The organism is Vibrio sp. Evd11, assembly GCF_900382755.1.
GTDB lineage: Bacteria > Pseudomonadota > Gammaproteobacteria > Enterobacterales > Vibrionaceae > Vibrio > Vibrio lentus.
Genome location: NZ_OSDX01000017.1, coordinates 14,032 through 31,658, shown reverse-complemented (window position 1 = coordinate 31,658; position 17,627 = coordinate 14,032). Strand labels below are relative to the sequence as shown.

Annotated in this window: 18 protein-coding genes; 5 read left to right on the top strand and 13 right to left on the bottom strand. The window is 44.7% G+C overall.

The features are described 5' to 3' along the window. The first annotated feature begins 17 nt into the window (after positions 1-17). The gene (locus ED652_RS09765; RefSeq protein ID WP_076674406.1) at positions 18-1,904 is read left to right on the top strand and encodes a BCCT family transporter; all 1,887 of its coding nucleotides are present in this window, start codon (positions 18-20) and stop codon (positions 1,902-1,904) included. A gap of 193 nt (positions 1,905-2,097) precedes the next feature. Further along, positions 2,098-3,675: an alkaline phosphatase gene (locus tag ED652_RS09760; protein ID WP_122054559.1), complete on the top strand. Its 1,578-nt coding sequence runs from the start codon at positions 2,098-2,100 to the stop codon at positions 3,673-3,675. 127 nt (positions 3,676-3,802) lie between these two features. Here the strand turns inward: ED652_RS09760 and ED652_RS09755 are convergent, their stop codons facing one another. Then, positions 3,803-4,240 carry a YcgN family cysteine cluster protein gene (locus tag ED652_RS09755; RefSeq protein ID WP_017067609.1) on the bottom strand — a complete coding sequence of 146 codons (438 nt, stop codon included), beginning with the start codon at positions 4,238-4,240 and terminating at the stop codon, positions 3,803-3,805. Between the two features lie 159 nt (positions 4,241-4,399). On the opposite strand from ED652_RS09755, the gene ED652_RS09750 reads away from it, so the two are divergent. Beyond that, a complete protein-coding gene (locus tag ED652_RS09750; RefSeq protein ID WP_017106172.1) occupies positions 4,400-4,648 on the top strand; it encodes a YkgJ family cysteine cluster protein in 249 nt (82 codons plus the stop codon). A 93-nt stretch (positions 4,649-4,741) separates the two neighbouring features. Beyond that, a complete protein-coding gene (gene aqpZ, locus ED652_RS09745; RefSeq protein ID WP_102314862.1) occupies positions 4,742-5,431 on the top strand; it encodes an aquaporin Z in 690 nt (229 codons plus the stop codon). Positions 5,432-5,487: 56 nt separating this feature from the next. On the opposite strand, the gene recR is transcribed toward aqpZ, so the two are convergent. The 7 genes from recR to ED652_RS09715 all read right to left on the bottom strand — a co-directional run bounded on the left by recR (position 5,488) and on the right by ED652_RS09715 (position 11,528). Continuing rightward, positions 5,488-6,087 (bottom strand): recombination mediator RecR, encoded by a 600-nt coding sequence (recR, locus tag ED652_RS09740; protein WP_004734155.1) that lies wholly within the window; start codon positions 6,085-6,087, stop codon positions 5,488-5,490. Between the two features lie 81 nt (positions 6,088-6,168). Continuing rightward, positions 6,169-6,498, bottom strand: a complete 330-nt coding sequence (locus ED652_RS09735; protein ID WP_009848672.1) for a YbaB/EbfC family nucleoid-associated protein — start codon at positions 6,496-6,498, stop codon at positions 6,169-6,171. Between the two features lie 185 nt (positions 6,499-6,683). Beyond that, positions 6,684-8,966, bottom strand: a complete 2,283-nt coding sequence (gene dnaX, locus ED652_RS09730; RefSeq protein ID WP_122054557.1) for a DNA polymerase III subunit gamma/tau — start codon at positions 8,964-8,966, stop codon at positions 6,684-6,686. A 17-nt stretch (positions 8,967-8,983) separates the two neighbouring features. Next, positions 8,984-9,529 carry an adenine phosphoribosyltransferase gene (gene apt / locus ED652_RS09725; protein WP_017106168.1) on the bottom strand — a complete coding sequence of 182 codons (546 nt, stop codon included), beginning with the start codon at positions 9,527-9,529 and terminating at the stop codon, positions 8,984-8,986. A 163-nt stretch (positions 9,530-9,692) separates the two neighbouring features. Next, on the bottom strand, positions 9,693-10,064 hold the full coding sequence (locus ED652_RS09720; RefSeq protein WP_029225617.1) for a YbaN family protein: 372 nt from the start codon (positions 10,062-10,064) through the stop codon (positions 9,693-9,695). A 74-nt stretch (positions 10,065-10,138) separates the two neighbouring features. Beyond that, positions 10,139-10,276 carry a hypothetical protein gene (locus ED652_RS23750; protein ID WP_017106167.1) on the bottom strand — a complete coding sequence of 46 codons (138 nt, stop codon included), beginning with the start codon at positions 10,274-10,276 and terminating at the stop codon, positions 10,139-10,141. A gap of 148 nt (positions 10,277-10,424) precedes the next feature. Further along, the gene (locus ED652_RS09715) at positions 10,425-11,528 is read right to left on the bottom strand and encodes a response regulator (protein WP_122054556.1); all 1,104 of its coding nucleotides are present in this window, start codon (positions 11,526-11,528) and stop codon (positions 10,425-10,427) included. Between the two features lie 228 nt (positions 11,529-11,756). On the opposite strand from ED652_RS09715, the gene ED652_RS09710 reads away from it, so the two are divergent. Next, positions 11,757-12,632, top strand: coding sequence for a LysR family transcriptional regulator (locus tag ED652_RS09710; protein WP_029223580.1), 876 nt, complete (start codon positions 11,757-11,759; stop codon positions 12,630-12,632). Positions 12,633-12,709: 77 nt separating this feature from the next. On the opposite strand, the gene purF is transcribed toward ED652_RS09710, so the two are convergent. The 5 genes from purF to accD all read right to left on the bottom strand — a co-directional run bounded on the left by purF (position 12,710) and on the right by accD (position 17,612). Next, entirely contained in the window at positions 12,710-14,224 is a 1,515-nt protein-coding gene (gene purF / locus ED652_RS09705; RefSeq protein ID WP_017106165.1) for an amidophosphoribosyltransferase, read from the bottom strand. A gap of 33 nt (positions 14,225-14,257) precedes the next feature. Next, positions 14,258-14,752: a CvpA family protein gene (locus tag ED652_RS09700; protein WP_017080899.1), complete on the bottom strand. Its 495-nt coding sequence runs from the start codon at positions 14,750-14,752 to the stop codon at positions 14,258-14,260. 61 nt (positions 14,753-14,813) lie between these two features. Further along, positions 14,814-15,380, bottom strand: coding sequence for an SPOR domain-containing protein (locus tag ED652_RS09695; RefSeq protein WP_102276666.1), 567 nt, complete (start codon positions 15,378-15,380; stop codon positions 14,814-14,816). Next, on the bottom strand, positions 15,381-16,643 hold the full coding sequence (gene folC / locus ED652_RS09690; protein WP_122054554.1) for a bifunctional tetrahydrofolate synthase/dihydrofolate synthase: 1,263 nt from the start codon (positions 16,641-16,643) through the stop codon (positions 15,381-15,383). A gap of 42 nt (positions 16,644-16,685) precedes the next feature. Beyond that, a complete protein-coding gene (gene accD, locus ED652_RS09685; RefSeq protein WP_017106162.1) occupies positions 16,686-17,612 on the bottom strand; it encodes an acetyl-CoA carboxylase, carboxyltransferase subunit beta in 927 nt (308 codons plus the stop codon). Between the last annotated feature and the right edge of the window lie 15 nt (positions 17,613-17,627).

Genomic DNA, 17,627 nt, shown 5'->3' with positions numbered 1-17,627 from the left:
TTAATGGAATAATACTCGTGAAAAACTCTTTTGCGCTTATTGATAAGCCAACCTTTTTTGGTGCGATAGCACTCCTACTCACGATCGTCTTCCCGCTGATTATGTTCCCGACACAAGGAGCAGACTGGATTGCGGTAGCTAAAACATTTATGACAGACCAACTTGGTTTCTTGTACCTAGCGCTTGGACTCGCAGCTTGTGCCTTCATGGTTTACGTTGTGTTCAGTGACATGGGACAAATTAAACTGGGCGAAGCTGATGAAGAACCTGAGTTCAAAACCGCATCATGGGCAGCAATGCTCTTCTGTGGTGGTATCGGGGCAAGTATCTTGTACTGGGGTTGTATTGAGTGGGCTTACTACTATCAATCACCACCTTTCCAGCTAGAACCTGGCAGTGAAGAAGCCGTTCGTTGGGCTGCAACCTATGGTTTGTTCCACTGGGGTCCGATCGCTTGGTCTATTTACCTAATCCCTGCCATTCCTATTGCCTACTTTTTCTATGTACGTAAACAACCTGTACTAAAAATTTCTAGCGCATTGATGCCAGTATTGGGTGAACACCATAGCCGCGGTGTTGCCGGTAAAGTTGTCGATATCCTATTCATCTTTGGTCTATTAGGTGGTGCTGCGACAACATTAGGTTTAGCTGCCCCTCTTATTACTGAAGGTCTTAACCACCTATTCGGCTTACCGAAAAATAACCTAACTCAAGTTATGGTGCTTCTGGTTTGTACTGCGATATTCGCTTACTCATCATATGCTGGTTTGGAAAAAGGCATCAAGATCCTCAGTAACATCAACTTCTGGGGTGCCATGGGATTATTGGTATTCGTATTAATCGCTGGCCCAACGATTTTCATGCTTGAAACGGGCTTAGACTCGATTGGTCGCCTATTGTCTAACTTCTTCGTGATGGCAACGTGGGCTGAACCATTCGGCGGCTACGGTACGTTCGAAAACACGCATTTCCCACAAGATTGGACCATTTTTTACTGGGCATGGTGGCTAGTTTTTGCACCAAGCATGGGCTTATTTGTTGCGCGTATCTCTCGCGGCAGAACCATTAAACAAATGGTATCAGGCTCAATCTTCTTCGGCTCATTAGGTTGTTTCTTATTTTTCATGATCTTAGGTAACTACGGTTTATCCCTCCAGTTATCTGGTGAGTTAGATGTCGTCGCAATCCTAAACGAAGAAGGCGCAACCAAAGCTATCTTCTCAATGCTGGCACAACTGCCAATGAGCACACTAGTTATCGCTGTGTTTACCTTGCTGTGTATTATTTTCACTGCGACTACATTCGACTCGATTTCTTACATTCTAGCGTCAGTAGTACAAAACAACGTAACGGAAGAGCCAATGCGTTGGAACCGTCTGTTCTGGGCATTTACCCTATCATTCCTACCGACGATTCTAATGTTCCTTGGTGGTTTAAGTACGCTTCAAACAGCTGCGATTGTTGGTGGTTTACCTCTACTGGCTATCTCTGTGATGTTGATGATCTCAGCCGTTCGTGCAACAAGCCTCGATTTACGTCACCAAGAGAGTTACATCGAGCCAACGATTAACATCGAAGAGCTGCCGGACATGGATCCATGGTCGGCAGAAGGTATGGCACTGGCACAGTTCGAGAAAGAGAAAGACGCAGCACAAGATGCCGCAGAGCTTGAACGTGAAGCTTACAAAGCCCTTGCCGTAGTGAAAAAAGAAATCCGCGCTTATGTTCTTGAACAGGGTGCACAAATGGAAACACATGAGCTTCCTGAAAACCTACAACAAGCCCTTGAGCAGGCTGAAAACAACCTAAGCACTGCTCAAGCGAAAAAAGTAGAGTTATCAGAGCAAGCTCAGAAAGCTCGAGTCGCGTTCAATCAGGTGGTTGCTGAACTGCCACTTGCTTGACATTAGCCATGACACAGTCCATTTATTTGGACTCTCCTTAATACGACAAAGGCTCACAGAAATGTGAGCCTTTTTTTATGCTTTTCTGAAAACTTGAGTTATTGCCCAAATTCATATTGATGAAACAAATATGAAACGACTTTGACACAAATCGGTGTTCTAATCATCCCGCTTATATAAAAAGGGATAACTAATGAAGCACCTTATGAAACCAATTATTACCGCAGTGGTAACCTCTACACTCTCATTCAACGTACTTTCAGCAGAAATCAAAAATGTCATTCTGATGATTGGCGATGGCATGGGACCTCAGCAAGTTGGCTTATTGGAAACCTACGCAAACCAAGCGCCAAATTCTATCTATAAAGGGAACAAAACTGCCCTTTATCAACTTGCTCAAGAAGGGGTTATTGGTTCATCCCTGACTCACCCAGAAGATGCGATTGTGGTGGATTCGGCTTGCTCTGCAACCATGCTTGCAACGGGTATTTACAGCGGTTCAGAAGTGATTGGTATCGACTCTCAGGGTAACCATGTTGAGACAGTACTTGAGAAAGCGAAAAAAGCAGGCAAAGCGACCGGCTTAGTTTCAGACACGCGCTTAACTCACGCGACTCCAGCTTCTTTTGCCGCTCACCAACCTCACCGATCTTTAGAGAATCAAATCGCATCCGATATGCTTGCAACTGGCGCTGATGTGATGCTATCTGGAGGGCTACGTCATTGGATTCCTAAATCGACCAACGACAAAGGTGAAACCTATAAGCAACTTGAGAAACTGACTCAAGGTGACGTTTACCTAAAATCAAAGCGTAAGGACGACCGTAACCTTCTTACTGAAGCAGAGAAAAACGGCTATCAACTGGCATTTAACCGCAACATGCTAGACGACGCTGAGGGCGATAAACTACTTGGCTTGTTCGCCTACTCAGGCATGGACGACGGCATTGCATACAGCAACAAGAAAAAGAATGGCGAACGAACTCAGCCAAGCTTAAAAGAGATGACACAAAAAGCACTCAACGTTCTATCCAAAGATGAAGACGGCTTTTTCCTAATGGTCGAAGGCGGCCAAATTGACTGGGCAGGCCACAGTAATGATGCAGGAACCATGCTGCATGAACTGCTTAAGTTTGATGAAGCAATCCAAACTGTGTACGAATGGGCGAAAGATCGTGAAGATACGATCGTGATTGTAACTGCAGACCACGAAACAGGCTCTTTCGGTTTCAGCTACTCGTCTAATAACCTACCTAAACCACAGAAACGTTCTGGCGAAGCCTTCGCTGATCGCGACTATGCACCCAACTTTAACTTTGGCGCATTCGATATTCTTGATGGTTTATACAATCAGAAGCAAAGCTACTACGGCATGATTAGCAAATTTCAGAAGTTAGATAAAGCGCTGCAAACACCTGAAAAACTGGCTGAGATCGTCAACAAGAATAGTGAGTTCCCGATCACAGCTGAACAAGCGAAAAACGTATTAGCCAGTAAGCCGAACCCATACCGATTGGCTCAGCACAAATACCTATCGGCAGAAGAGGTGCCTGCTATCAACGATTTCGATGCTTTCTTCCCATATAACGATCGTGGCAACCTACTTGCTCGAGAACAAGCAACAGGTCAAAACATCGTTTGGGGTACAGGTACACATACTCACACACCAGTGAACGTGTTTGCTTGGGGCCCTGCCGAGAAGGTATTGCCAGTTTCGAAAATCATGCACCACTCAGAACTGGGTGAGTACATTAAACAACAAGTAAACTAGCCTGAATCTTTTTTGCTCGTTTAACTTTAGCGCCCTCCGGGGCGTTTTTTTGTTCTAGTTGTTGGGTTTCGTTTTTAGTGCCATCGAATAGCAAAACAGCCGCTCAAGAGCGGCTGTTTTAGAATAACTAGCGATTCGGATGATTCAAGATGTGGTCTTCCCAATCGACAACATCGATTTCGTACACCACTTTGTTACGAACGCTTTCACCAGCAGCATGCATCTCTGATTTAGAGCCCGTAATCAATGGGTGCCACTCAGGAATCGGCTTAGATTCTGATAGAAGACGGTAAGCACAAGTGTCTGGTAACCAGTGGAATTCATGAATTTTGTCACGAGTTAGCTTCAAACACTCTTCACCTGAAGTGAAGCGGTTCGGGTAGTCTTTACACGAACATGTTTTGTCGTTTAACCAACTGCACGCCACGTTGGTGTAGTAAACTTCATCGCTATCTTCATCCATTAGTTTATGTAGGCAACACTTACCACAACCGTCACACAGTGATTCCCACTCGTTCTCGGTCATTTGCTCTAGTGTCTTTTCTTGCCAAAATGGATTCGTCATAGGATTACTTCTTACTCTTTTACTGGGGTGCGTGTTATACCGCTAGCCCATAAAAAGTTCAAGGATAATAATTGTTCATTCTTTGATTCAATCAACAGCTGTCACTCTCATCATTTTTTGCTACTATCGCGCACCCTGTTATTTAGTGAGTTTAATTTGATGGAATGTCGCCTAGGTTGTGGAGCATGCTGTGTCGCTCCAAGTATTACATCTGCTATTCCTGGAATGCCAAATGGCAAGCCTGCTGGCGTGCGTTGCATTCAATTAAATGAGCAAAACCTCTGTAAGCTATTTGGTCAGTCTTCACGCCCCAAGGTGTGTCACCAATTTAAAGCTTGTCCTGTCATCTGTGGAAAAACAGATCAAGAAGCACTTGATAACCTTATTGAGCTCGAAGCAATAACCTAAGAATACTTTTCTTTTTATATATGCCCAAGATTTCACAACTTTGATAAATTTAAACTATCTTATTGATACTGGTAAAGATTAATAAGGATAGTTATGAATAAGTATATCGCAGAAATGTTCGGTACATTTTGGTTGGTGTTAGGTGGTTGTGGTAGTGCAGTCTTAGCCGCCGCTTTCCCCGATGTGGGAATTGGTCTACTCGGAGTTTCCCTCGCTTTTGGTTTAACCGTACTCACCATGGCCTTTGCTATTGGGCATATATCAGGTTGTCACCTCAACCCTGCTGTCACCATCGGTCTATGGAGTGGTGGTCGCTTTGATGGCAAAGATGTTGCACCTTATATTATTGCCCAAGTGATTGGCGGTATTATCGCGGGTGGCGTGCTATTTGTTATAGCTTCCGGCCAAGCAGGTTTTGACGTTGTCTCATCAGGCTTTGCTTCAAATGGCTATGGTGAACACTCTCCTGGTGGTTATTCACTTACCGCTGCACTCGTGTGTGAAGTTGTCATGACCATGGTGTTCCTGTTCGTGATTATGGGCGCAACCGATTCAAAAGCACCGGCTGGATTTGCACCTATCGCTATCGGTCTTTGTTTGACCCTAATTCACCTTATCAGTATCCCTGTAACCAATACCTCAGTGAACCCCGCTCGAAGTACTGGCGTAGCTGTGTTTGTCGGTGATTGGGCTGTGTCGCAATTATGGCTATTCTGGGTTGCACCGATTATTGGAGCCGTGATTGGAGCCGTGATATACAAAGCAATACGTGGGAAGGATTAAGCATTAAATAGATAAGAGTTTAGAACAAATAAAAAGCCGCTCAATGAGCGGCTTTTTTAGATCTTATGACGACCGAGTAAGGAGTGCGAAAGCGTGGTGCCATCCACCAGCTCTAGCTCACCACCAACGGGAACACCATGGGCGATACGACTTGCGTTCACTTCATGGGCATTACATAGCTCAGCAATGTAATGCGCTGTTGCTTCCCCTTCAACTGTCGGGTTGGTCGCTAGAATTACTTCAGTGATATCACCACGACGTAAACGGTAATCCAAAACATCGAGACCGATATCACTTGGACCGATACCATCAAGTGGTGAAAGATGCCCCATAAGCACAAAGTAACGACCTGAATATTGGCCAGTTGCTTCAATGGCTGCAATGTCTGCAGGGCTCTCAACTACACAGATTTGACCGTTATCCTGACGTTTAGGATTGGTACAAATGTGGCAAGTCTCTTCTTCAGTAAAAGTACGGCACTCATTACAATGACCAATTTCAGTCATTGCTTGGCTAAGAGCTTCAGCCAACTGCAGGCCGCCTTTTCTATCGCGCTGTAACAAATGAAAGGCCATACGCTGCGCCGACTTGGGGCCAACCCCAGGTAGACAACGTAAGGCCTCCATCAAATGTTCCAGCATATGACTGGTACGCATATTTAACCGTTCTAACTTTTAAAGTAACGGCCTATTCAAGATAGGCCGTTGATAGAGACAAGTCTCTTATAAATAAGTCGCTTAGAAAGGCATTTTCATACCTGGTGGAAGTTGCATCCCACCAGTTACGCCAGCCATTTTCTCTTTTTGAGTCTCTTCAACACGACGAGCTGCATCGTTGAAAGCGGCTGCGATAAGATCTTCAAGCATCTCTTTATCGTCTTCCATTAGGCTTTCATCGATATCAACGCGACGAACACTGTGACTACCAGTAATCGTAACTTTTACAAGGCCAGCACCTGACTCACCTGTAACTTCCATATTTGCGATTTCTTCTTGAAGCTTTTGCATGCGCTCTTGCATTTGCTGGGCTTGCTTCATCATGTTGCCCATACCGCCTTTACCAAACATGTTATTACTCTCTGGTCTAATTGGTTTATATAAAATCATTTAAGCTACTAAGGGCTTAAATGGGGGTTAAAGCTCTGTGATTCAACCCCACGAGTTCAGTTCTCTGATTTGCTTTCCAAGGATGATATGCCCATCACTAAATGAAAGGGATATCGATCCTGATAGAACGTTGCGTTGGAGGAACGTTATATTGGACGAACGCTATCTCTATCAAGCTCGGCAGCAAAACGTCTTTCGATAAACTGTACGTTGGCATCGTTCTCCAAACTGGAAAACGCGTCTTTCAACTTGCTTTGATACAGCCTTTCTCTTAATTCTAGTGGCGTTTCCCCACCATCGCCGATTTCCACACTCAAATGACACTCTTCTCCAAGCACAGCATTGAGCGACTGTAATAGCTCGCTTTGTGCACGGTCGGTATTCAAGTGAGCTTGGCTCGCTCTCAACGTTAAGGCAATCGAAGTGCCATTTTTATCAAACACTGAGTTCAACGCTAACTGTTCAACAAGCTTCGCGGTCTCTAGCTTTTGAATCGTGGCGGACCAGTCATCTTGAGCAATAGATTCTTTGAGCAATTTCTCGACCATTTCTGGTGTCTTAATGTGCTCAAGCGCGCGCTTGATCTGAGTAGGTGTAAGCTCTTTGCTGACTTCTTTTACTACAGGTTTAGACGGTTTCCAACGGTAAGGTTCATTATCATTGGTAACATTTTCTGTCGAAGAGGTCTTTAAAGAAGCTGGCGACACCCGCTCAGAACCACCGTGTTGCTGAGCAACTCGGTCAAGAACTGAAGTTTTAGCTGGTGTCGCTTTAGCCTTTTTTGGCGTTGAACCTTTGCTTTCTGGAGTTGCACTGCCTCTGCGTTGAGAACGCAGTTGGTGACGTAAACCACTCATTGGCGATGAAGTGCGTGCTGGTTGTTCTTGTTGCGTCGGTTCAGTGCTTGCCTGTTGAGGCTGGCTCTGATTCGTCGCTTGATTCTGCTGTGGTGGTATTTGCTGAGTCGCAGGACTCATCGCTTGCTCTGCACCGTAGCTAGGACGCTCGTCGTAAGCAGGTGGCGCATCATACTGACTGTGAGGGTAATCCTGCTCTGGATAACCTTGGTTGCCTGAATGATCAGCGTAACCTTGCGAATCTGAATATTGCGCCGGGTTCTGTTGTTGATGTTGTTGCACAGGCTGCTGCTGAACAGGAGCTTGTTGAGGCGCTTGTTGCTGTACTTGAGGCTGCGAAACCACAGGAGCCTGAACTGGCTGCCTCGAAGCTGCCATTGGCGCTGGCTGGCTCACAGGCTGAGCAACACTTTGAGCTGGAGCTTGACCTTGAACTGCTTGCGCTGGGCGAGTCGACTCAGTCGAGATAGCCGTCGCACTAACTTGCTCTGCAGGTCTGAATGCCAACATACGCAGAACCACCATCTCAATGCCAACACGAGCGGTTGGTGATAATGGAAGGTCTTGACGCCCTTTCAACACAATCTGATAGTACAGCTGGATATCTTGTGGGCTCAACGCTTTGCTAAGCAGTTCTAGACGTTCAGCATCAGGCTGCGCTTTATCTAAGGTTGATGGCAGCGCTTGGTACATGGCCAGACGATGCAATTGGGTCGCAAGTTGACTCAACAACCCATCCCATTCCACGCCATTCTCAGCAAGACCTTGGATGCAAGCCATCGCCACTTGTGGCTGCTTACTGCTGATAGCTTCAAGTAGATGAATCGCTTGATCAGTGTCCAGAGTACCGAGCATATGAGCCACAGTGTCTGTTTCAACATTACCGTTACCCAACGCAATAGCTTGATCCGTTAGACTCAGTGCGTCACGCATACTGCCGTCAGCAGCATGAGCAATCATACCAAGTGCACGAGACTCAGAGGTCACACTTTCTTGTTCAAGAATATGATCGAGTTGCTCGTGGATATTATCGACGCTAATCGGCTTGAGATGAAACTGAAGACAACGCGAGAGAATCGTAACCGGAAGCTTTTGTGGATCAGTCGTTGCGAGCAAGAACTTCACATACTCAGGCGGCTCTTCTAAGGTTTTTAGAAGCGCGTTGAAACTGTGCCTAGACAGCATGTGTACTTCATCGATCAGGTAAACCTTGAAGCGACCACGTGCAGGCTTGTACTGGACGTTGTCCAGAAGCTCGCGGGTATCTTCAACCTTAGTTCGAGATGCAGCATCGATTTCGAGAAGATCAACAAAACGACCTTCATCGATCTCTTTACAGGTTGCACACTCACCACAAGGTGTTGAGGTAATGCCTGTTTCACAGTTTAGGCCCTTAGCGAATAAGCGGCCGATGGTCGTTTTACCGACACCTCGAGTCCCGCTGAACAGGTAAGCATGGTGCAACCTGTTCTGGCTAAGTGCATTCTCTAATGCTGTTAAAACATGGGCTTGACCAACCACTTCTTTGAATTTGGTTGGTCGCCATTTTCGCGCTAACGCAAGATAGCTCATGAATAATTCCGAAAGGATTAGTGACCGTCGAATTCGCAGATGCTAAACACTTCAAGATCTAAACCTTGTAAGCGTTTTTCACCACCGATTTCTGGAAGGTTAATAACGAATGCAGCGTGCTCTACAACACCGCCAAGTTGACGGATCAACTTAGTTGTTGCTTCAATCGTACCGCCAGTTGCTAATAAGTCATCAACCATAAGGACTTTGTCGCCTTCAACGATAGCATCCGTATGGATTTCTAACGTATCCGTGCCGTACTCAAGTTCATAAGATTGTGCCACGACTTCACGAGGTAACTTGCCCGGCTTACGAACAGGAACAAAGCCAACACCTAGCTCTAGAGCTAAAGGTGCACCAAACAAGAAACCACGAGCTTCAGTACCCACGATCTTAGTAAAGCCCATGTCCTTATAAGTTTCCGCTAACAGTTCGATCGTCGCTTTGTACGCGGCTGGATCTTCCATCAAGCTTGTCACGTCACGGAATAAGATACCCGCTTTTGGGTAATCAGGAATGGTTTTGATGCTTGCTTTGATCAGAGCGATTTTTTCTGTGTTCATAATCTTATGCACTTCATTAGGCCGCTTTCCAAACTCTCATTAACGAGTCGAACACGTTAATGCACTGGATTAAGGAAAGGTACGATTGGTATTCATTGCAACGAGAGTCATAACTCTGATTGCTGAAATAATAAACGCCCGCTATTGAAGCAGGCACACTGGCTTAATGGTAGTGATTTTCTTTGCTGTCAGCAACCAACTCATGGGTTGGAAGTCGCATAAACCATGTGAGAAGAATAACAAGTACACAAATTAGGAAGGCCTTGACCCAAATGATCGGGGCAAAGTAGATCGATAACGCAAAACTCAACAAGATAAAGAATACGCCACGCGTTTTAACTTGTTTGGTCACAGCACCATGTTGATACCAATTGTTCAGTAGCGGGCCGAGTGTTTTATGCTCATGCATCCATTTGTGAACTTTAGGGTTACTTCGCATGAAGCATGCGCTAGCAAGAAGGAGAAAAGGTGTTGTGGGCAGAACAGGTAAAACAATACCTAAAACCGCGAGGAATATACAAAGGCCACCAGCAATATTCAGGCTTAGAACTCGAACGCTAATTGTGGCCTCCTTGAGTTAGCTATCATAGGTTGACTAAAATAACTTAACTAGAATGTTGCGTAGCCATTGAATACACGAATCAACGTTAGTGTTGCTGGTAGCAATGGAATCATTAAAAATGCGGCTAAAAAACCGAGAAAATAGAATACATTAAACGGGTCTTTAAAGTCTTTGTTATCTGCCATGATTGCTTCTTATTTTTGTTAGTAAAGGTAAGTATCTGGCGAACCAAACCCTTTTTGCTAAATCGACATTTAACAAAAAAGGCATAGCCACACCATTTGCGCAACTATACCTTAATCAATTATTCACAAAAACCGAGGAAAAATAGGGTTAATCGGTTGACCCTTGGTGGATATCTAAGCTGAAACTCGCAGAACCCAGTAGGCTTAATGTCAGCTGACAGCCCTGTTGAATGGGCAAGTCACGAGTAATGAAGTTCTTCTTACAATTTTCTCCCAAACGTTCACCAGCAGCAATGTGTTGATTCAACTCACCATTTGACCACTGCCCGTCTAAGCCCGCAGGCAAAATAGAAATAGTACCTTCAGCGAGATCAGCGACACCGAACAAAGCGTTAACCGGTGTTGCACATTTGGAGCATTGAATGCCTTTCTCTAGAATCTCAGCAATATCTTTGAGATCAACGTTAAAATCTTTTCTATTGCGTATGTAATCATGGAATAGCGCTCTCACCAACAGGGTACTGGCTGAGCTGCCATTATCGGAAGAAGCCGAGTCGACGAGGTAAAAAGCAAACTGTCCGTTCATCATCCACGCGTAATCAAAAACAAGCGGCATCATTTCTGTCGACTGTAACAATCGATAGCTACAACGCCATGAGCCTTGTCGTGTGTCTTTCTCTGGAAGCAGCGCGTGCAATAAGTCTCTTGCAGCACTCGGGTTCTCTTGCAGGTAGTTTAGATGCCAATGCAACTCTTGGTCTTCTGGGATCTCTCCCCCATCATCGACACAAAACCATTGGCTTGAAAAATCTCGTTGGTCTGAAATGTTATCGAACGAATCTGTCAATGTATTCGCAATTGCACTTCCTAAGTGACCGTGATCCTCTAGAGGTTTCGCTAAAAAGTCTTTGATACCAAAACGCAGTGCTTTTGCGACATCAGACATATCATCGGTGCCAGACACAACGATCATAGGCAATGACGGGTACTCCAAGCTGAGCTCTTCTACCAGCTCTATGCCGTCCAAAATCGGCATTGATAAGTCACACACAATTAAATCTGGCGCTGAGTCTCTAAGCTTTTGCAGAGCGTCCAGTCCATTTTCAGCCTCAACCACGTTATAACCAATCTTGTCTAAATAGGCGCTGGTTATACGGCGAAAAATAGGATCATCATCAACCAACATAACGCATTTCTGGTTGGGAACTTCCTGAGCCGAGGTCATTACTGGCTGACTGTGAGTTTTGTACATAATCTCTAACCTCACAAAACTAAGTCGAATTATTATTGTTATCTGTTTTAAGAACTAATATAAAACTTAGTAATAAAATGCTAAATACACAAATGTGCACTCTTTACTGGTAATTCGTGACAAGGGTTGGAATACTGGTAAATAGTGCAACGAGTTGACTTAACGCAAACATTGATCTCAATATTACGTATAAATTAGATGAGATTGTAAACAAATGTGTCTGGATTTATGAAATTAGATGATTTAAACCTCTTTCGACTCGTCGTTGAAAATGGGAGCTACACCGCAACATCGCGCAAGACTATGATTCCGGTTGCGACCATTACACGACGCATCCAAGCCCTAGAAGACTCTTTAAACCTAAGGCTTCTCAATAGACACGCGCGTAAACTCTCTTTAACAGAGGCTGGCGAACGTTTTTTCAATGAATGCTCACCGTTATTACAACGTCTGTCTTCTACTGCAGAAGAACTCACTGACGTGTGTAAGGGTGCTTCAGGGAAGATTCGCATTACCGCCCCCTCTAACCTGACCAAGCGCATGATGATGCCGATGTTCAGCGAATTCATGACTCAATACCCTGATATCAATATTGAGTTAATGATGAATAACCAAGCTGATCAGCTCGACCCAACAGAGTGGGATGTCATTTTCAGAGTTGGCCCGCAGCGTGATTCAAGCTTGATCGCCAGAAAGATCAGTGAAGTCAAAGACATTCTGATCGCGAGCCCTGACTATTTAGCGAAGAACCCAGCTCCAAGCCACGCTGAAGAACTGGCGAATCATTCTTTACTCAAAGGTTACCCGCTGATTAAGTGGCAGCTGAGTAATTCGAATGACGAGACAGTTGTTAATAGCGAGAAAGGTCGTTTCAATGCAAATGCGCTTAATGTCGTGAGACAAGCCTGTTCAGAGGGCCTAGGTATCACCCTAATGCCTGATGTCATGATCCGTGAGTACATTGAAGATGGCAGCTTAGTGCAAGTCTTAGAAGACTGGAGTGCTAACCCTCGTGATATTTACATGCTTTATAACCACAAAGACCACCTGCCAGAGAAGGTTAGATTGTTTATCGATTTTGTGATCGCATACCACATTCACTAAGATTCAATCCCCTTCCCCGCAAACAAAAAAACCAGAGCCGATGCTCTGGTTTTTATTACTCATGTTTTATGAGTACGCTAAGCGCCTTCGTTATGTAACTCTAGGTTAGCAAGATCTTGTTGAATCTCACGCTCAACCTTCGAATCGTCATTACGTAAAGAATCTAGGAAATCTAAGTACGCTTGGTCGATATCGCCTGTTACATACTCACCGTTGAATACAGAAGTATCAAAACGAGAGATGTCTTGATTACCCATACCTACAGCAGAGATTAAGTCTGGTAGCGTTTGGAAGATCAAAGCGTCTGCGCCAATCTGCTTACAAATCGTTTCGTTATCACGGCCATGAGCAATAAGCTCAGTCGCGCTTGGCATATCGATGCCGTAAACATTCGGGAAGCGAACCTCAGGAGCAGCAGAAACCATGAACACTTTGCTTGCACCAGAATCACGAGCCATCTCAATGATCTGCTCTGATGTTGTACCACGAACAATCGAGTCATCAACCAATAGAACGTTCTTACCTTTAAACTCAGAACGAATCGCGTTGAGTTTACGGCGAACCGACTTCTTACGTTGCTGCTGACCAGGCATGATAAACGTGCGGCCAACGTAACGGTTTTTCACGAAACCTTGACGATATGGCTTATCAATCGCTTGAGCAATGCGTAGCGCGATATCATTTGATGTTTCAGGAATTGGAATAACCACGTCAATGTCTAGGTCAGCGTACTCTTCTTTAATACGCTTACCTAACATCTCACCCATCTCAACGCGTGCGCTGTAAACCGAAATTTTATCGATGAATGAATCAGGACGAGCAAAGTAAACAAACTCAAAAATACATGGGTTTAGTTGTGGGTTGTCTGCGCATTGTTTAGTGAAAAGCTCACCATCGAATGTTGCGTAGATAGCTTCACCAGGAGCAACATCGCGCATAAAATCAAAACCAACAGCATCTAACGCTACTGATTCAGACGCAACCATGTACTCTGTTTTACCGTTAATTTCACGCTTACCAAGACACAGTGGACGAATACCATGTGGGTCACGGAATGCGATCATGCCGTGGCCGATGATCATCGCTGTCACTGCATAAGCACCACGAATAGTACGGTGCACGTTTGCAACTGCGCGGAACACATCTTCTGAAGTCACATTACCTTTAACCGTATCGATCTCATGAGCCAATACGTTCAGTAGAACTTCAGAATCAGACGTTGTGTTGACATGACGGCGGTCTTTTTCGAACAACTTCTCACGAACTTCACTTGCATTCGTTAGGTTACCGTTGTGCGCCAACGTGATGCCAAAAGGAGAGTTTACGTAGAAAGGTTGCGCTTCAGAAGCACTCGAACTTCCCGCTGTAGGATAACGAACATGACCAATACCAACGTTACCTTGGAGGCGCTGCATGTGTTTTGCTTCAAAAACATCTTTAACTAAACCGTTCGCCTTACGCAGACGGAAACGATTGCTTTCTATGGTACAAATACCAGCGGCATCTTGGCCACGATGCTGCAATACCGTTAAAGCGTCATAAATAGACTGGTTTACAGGTGTTGAACCCACGATTCCAACAATACCACACATGTCCTAATCCTCGATTTTCGACATTAACTGGCGCTAAAGCGCGCCAGAAGATAAGAAACTTGATGTCGCTTCGATATGTTCAAAAAAAGGCTCAATTACCATTTTAAAATGTGGAACGAGTTGAGAATTATCCCACCATTCACTTTTATTAAAACTAGTAAACGTATCAACAAAGAAAAGTATTGCTGAAACAATTAGTACACCCCGCAGTGCACCAAAGACAATACCTAGTACTCTATCAGTACCGGATAAACCTGTTTTTTGAACTAGCTGGCCGATGACATAGTTAACTAAGGCACCAACAACTAACGTTGCAACAAATAATGCTGCTATCGCAGTTCCGTTTCGAAACATCTCATCTTCAATATTGGTGAAGTACATGGCTAATTTAGCGTAGTACTGGCTAGCAATAAAAAATGCTCCAAACCAAATAACAAGTGATAACGCTTCTTTAGCGAAACCGCGAACTAAACTGATCACGGCAGAGAAGCCGATCACGCCTAAAATGACAAAATCTAACCAATTCATGAATTCTTCATCTTAAGTTGGCGCGCATTTTAACAGAAAAAATGCTGACGCAAACGTTTTCTTATGGATTTAACGGTTTAAATTTGAGCAATTGGCCTTTTGAACCCGTAATTTTTTCTAATTCCTTAATTTGTCGCTCAAGTTTGGATTTAGAGACATCGGGACCAATAATTACTCGCGTAAAAGTTTTTTCTTGCTTCGTGTGGGCTTGGTAACCGCGCTTTTGTAAATCCTTAACCATGCTTTTTGCATTGTCAGCATTCTTCAAAGCCATCAATTGAATGAGCCAAGCACTGTCTTGGTATTCATTTTTTTCAGGTACCGGTTTAACCACCACTTTCACTTTATCTGCTTCTTTATTATTTGAAGCCGACGCAGTTTGGGTTTCTGAATCACCACTTTCAATCACTTGCTCAACCGGAGAGTCCGGTAATGCAATCTGATCTTCCACAGGTTCAAGAACCTCAAACACCTCTACATTACTATCAAGCTCAGGCTTAATCGGAATGCTTGCAAACTCCTCTTTATAGTGGAGCTTCTTACCATCAAGTACATCTGGCAATACGATAACGCCAATCGCCACTAAAATGATGGTGCCGACTAATCGGCTTTGGAATTTACTTGCCATTTAGTTTCCTTTTTTCTGCCAATGCTCCAAGACTTCACCAACAGTATGGAAAGAACCAACCACCAACACAACATCATCACCTTTAACAGAAGCTAAAGCTGCCTCAAACGCCGTTACAGGGTTTGTATGCTGCTCTAGGCCTTCAGGCAAGCTTTCACATAACTCGGCAGCGGTTGCCGCACGAGGGCCTTGCAGTGAAGCTGGGTACCAATGAGTTGCAACTGGTGCTAATACTTCCAATGTCGCGGGAATATCTTTGTCATGAAGCATGGCGACTACAACGTGTAAATTTTTTCCGGCATACTTTTGAGTAACTTGTTGTGCAAAATACTCAGCAGAATGTGGGTTGTGCGCCACATCTAACACTATTACGGGTTGGTCGCTAATTTGTTGCATACGCCCTGGAAGCTGTGCGTTGTTCAAACCGTTAACGACGTTCACATCGCTAATGCTAAGATCTGAAGTCCCTAGCGCCATTAATGCGGTTGCCGCGTTCGGTAGCGGTAAGCTAGGAATAGGCAATGCGTCCAGTCGAAATGCACCGCTGTTCCAATTCCAACTATCGCCATTCACTTCGTAGGTATATTGAATACCCACTTGGTAAAATTCAGCGTTAATGTCATCGGCATGTGCAGCAACCGTTGCTGGCGGCTTAGGTTGACCACAGATAGCTGGCTTACCACTGCGATAGATACCCGCTTTCTCAAAACCAATCACATTAATGTCATCACCTAGCCAATCAACGTGGTCGACAGCCAAACTGGTGATCACAGACACATCATGCTCAACAATGTTCGTCGCGTCTAAACGCCCGCCTAGGCCCACTTCTAACAACACAACATCAACCGCTTCGGTTTGAAACGCACGTAACGCCGCTAAAGTGCCGTATTCGAAGAAGCTCAGGCTGATTTCACCACGCTCTTTCTCAATGAAGTCGAAAGATTGAACCATCTTTTCATCAGACAGATCTTGGCCGTTAATACGAACGCGTTCGTTATAGCGAATTAAGTGAGGAGAACTGTAGACACCAACGGAGTAACCAGCGTCCAATAGAATTGCTTCCATTAGGGCACATGTTGAGCCTTTGCCATTAGTTCCGGCAACGGTAATCACGTGTTTAGCAGGTTTGGTGAGGTTTGCCTTAGAGGCGACGGCCTGAACTCGGTCTAACCCAAGGTCAATAGCGCTTGTGTGGATGTTTGATAAATAATCAAGCCACATCTCCAAAGAGGATGTGGCTTGAGGAATAGGTTGTTGACTCATCTAACTCATAACCATGATTAAGTAGGTTTGTTAGAAGGTACTTTACCCTTTTTCTGGCGCTTCTGGTACTTCATAAGTAGCTTCATTCGGTGAATCGTTCACAGAAACTACTAATGGTGAAGGCTGGTTGGTCATTTTAGCAACAAGGCTTGCAACGCGCTGACGCATCTCACGACGGTCAACAATCATGTCGATAGCACCGTGGTCAAGTAGGAACTCACTACGTTGGAAACCTTCAGGAAGGTCTTCACGTACTGTTTGTTCAATTACACGACGTCCAGCGAAACCGATCAGTGCTTTTGGCTCACCAATGTTGATATCGCCAAGCATTGCCAAACTTGCAGAAACACCACCCATTGTTGGATCAGTCATGACTGAAACAAACGGTAGGCCTTTCGCAGATAAACGCTCTAGCGCTGCACTGGTTTTTGCCATTTGCATTAGAGACATAAGCGCCTCTTGCATACGTGCACCACCACTTGCAGAAAAACAAACTAAACCACAGTTGTTCTCGATAGCAGCATCTACCGCTTTCACAAAACGAGCACCAACAACAGAACCCATTGAACCGCCCATGAATGAGAATTCAAAAGCACACGCTACGATAGGTAAACCAAGCAGTTCGCCTTTCATTGCAACTAATGCATCTGTCTCACCACTGTTTTTCTGAGCAGTAGAGATACGTTCTTTGTAACGCTTAGAATCTTTAAACTTCAGTTTGTCTTGTGGCTCAAGATCAGCACCTAGTTCAACACGCTCACCTTTGTCTAGGAATGTATCCAGACGACGACGAGCTTTCATGCGCATGTGATGATCACATTTTGGACATACTTCTAGGTTACGCTCAAGTTCAGCATGGTAGAGAACCTGCTCACAAGAAGTACATTTAGTCCAAACACCCTCAGGGATAGACGCTTTACGAGATGTAACGATGTTGCTTTTTTCTAAAATCTTTTCAAGCCAACTCATGGAAGACCTTTTTGT

What these genes read in the sequence shown, in the direction of transcription:
- ED652_RS09760 (WP_122054559.1), top strand. Translation starts at nt 2,098, where the DNA reads ATGAAGCACCTTATGAAACCAATTATTACCGCAGTGGTAACCTCTACA.
- ED652_RS09755 (WP_017067609.1), bottom strand. Translation starts at nt 4,240, where the DNA reads ATGACGAATCCATTTTGGCAAGAAAAGACACTAGAGCAAATGACCGAG.
- ED652_RS09750 (WP_017106172.1), top strand. Translation starts at nt 4,400, where the DNA reads ATGGAATGTCGCCTAGGTTGTGGAGCATGCTGTGTCGCTCCAAGTATT.
- aqpZ (WP_102314862.1), top strand. Translation starts at nt 4,742, where the DNA reads ATGAATAAGTATATCGCAGAAATGTTCGGTACATTTTGGTTGGTGTTA.
- recR (WP_004734155.1), bottom strand. Translation starts at nt 6,087, where the DNA reads ATGCGTACCAGTCATATGCTGGAACATTTGATGGAGGCCTTACGTTGT.
- ED652_RS09735 (WP_009848672.1), bottom strand. Translation starts at nt 6,498, where the DNA reads ATGTTTGGTAAAGGCGGTATGGGCAACATGATGAAGCAAGCCCAGCAA.
- dnaX (WP_122054557.1), bottom strand. Translation starts at nt 8,966, where the DNA reads ATGAGCTATCTTGCGTTAGCGCGAAAATGGCGACCAACCAAATTCAAA.
- apt (WP_017106168.1), bottom strand. Translation starts at nt 9,529, where the DNA reads ATGAACACAGAAAAAATCGCTCTGATCAAAGCAAGCATCAAAACCATT.
- ED652_RS23750 (WP_017106167.1), bottom strand. Translation starts at nt 10,276, where the DNA reads ATGGCAGATAACAAAGACTTTAAAGACCCGTTTAATGTATTCTATTTT.
- ED652_RS09715 (WP_122054556.1), bottom strand. Translation starts at nt 11,528, where the DNA reads ATGTACAAAACTCACAGTCAGCCAGTAATGACCTCGGCTCAGGAAGTT.
- ED652_RS09710 (WP_029223580.1), top strand. Translation starts at nt 11,757, where the DNA reads ATGAAATTAGATGATTTAAACCTCTTTCGACTCGTCGTTGAAAATGGG.
- purF (WP_017106165.1), bottom strand. Translation starts at nt 14,224, where the DNA reads ATGTGTGGTATTGTTGGAATCGTGGGTTCAACACCTGTAAACCAGTCT.
- ED652_RS09700 (WP_017080899.1), bottom strand. Translation starts at nt 14,752, where the DNA reads ATGAATTGGTTAGATTTTGTCATTTTAGGCGTGATCGGCTTCTCTGCC.
- ED652_RS09695 (WP_102276666.1), bottom strand. Translation starts at nt 15,380, where the DNA reads ATGGCAAGTAAATTCCAAAGCCGATTAGTCGGCACCATCATTTTAGTG.
- folC (WP_122054554.1), bottom strand. Translation starts at nt 16,643, where the DNA reads ATGAGTCAACAACCTATTCCTCAAGCCACATCCTCTTTGGAGATGTGG.
- accD (WP_017106162.1), bottom strand. Translation starts at nt 17,612, where the DNA reads ATGAGTTGGCTTGAAAAGATTTTAGAAAAAAGCAACATCGTTACATCT.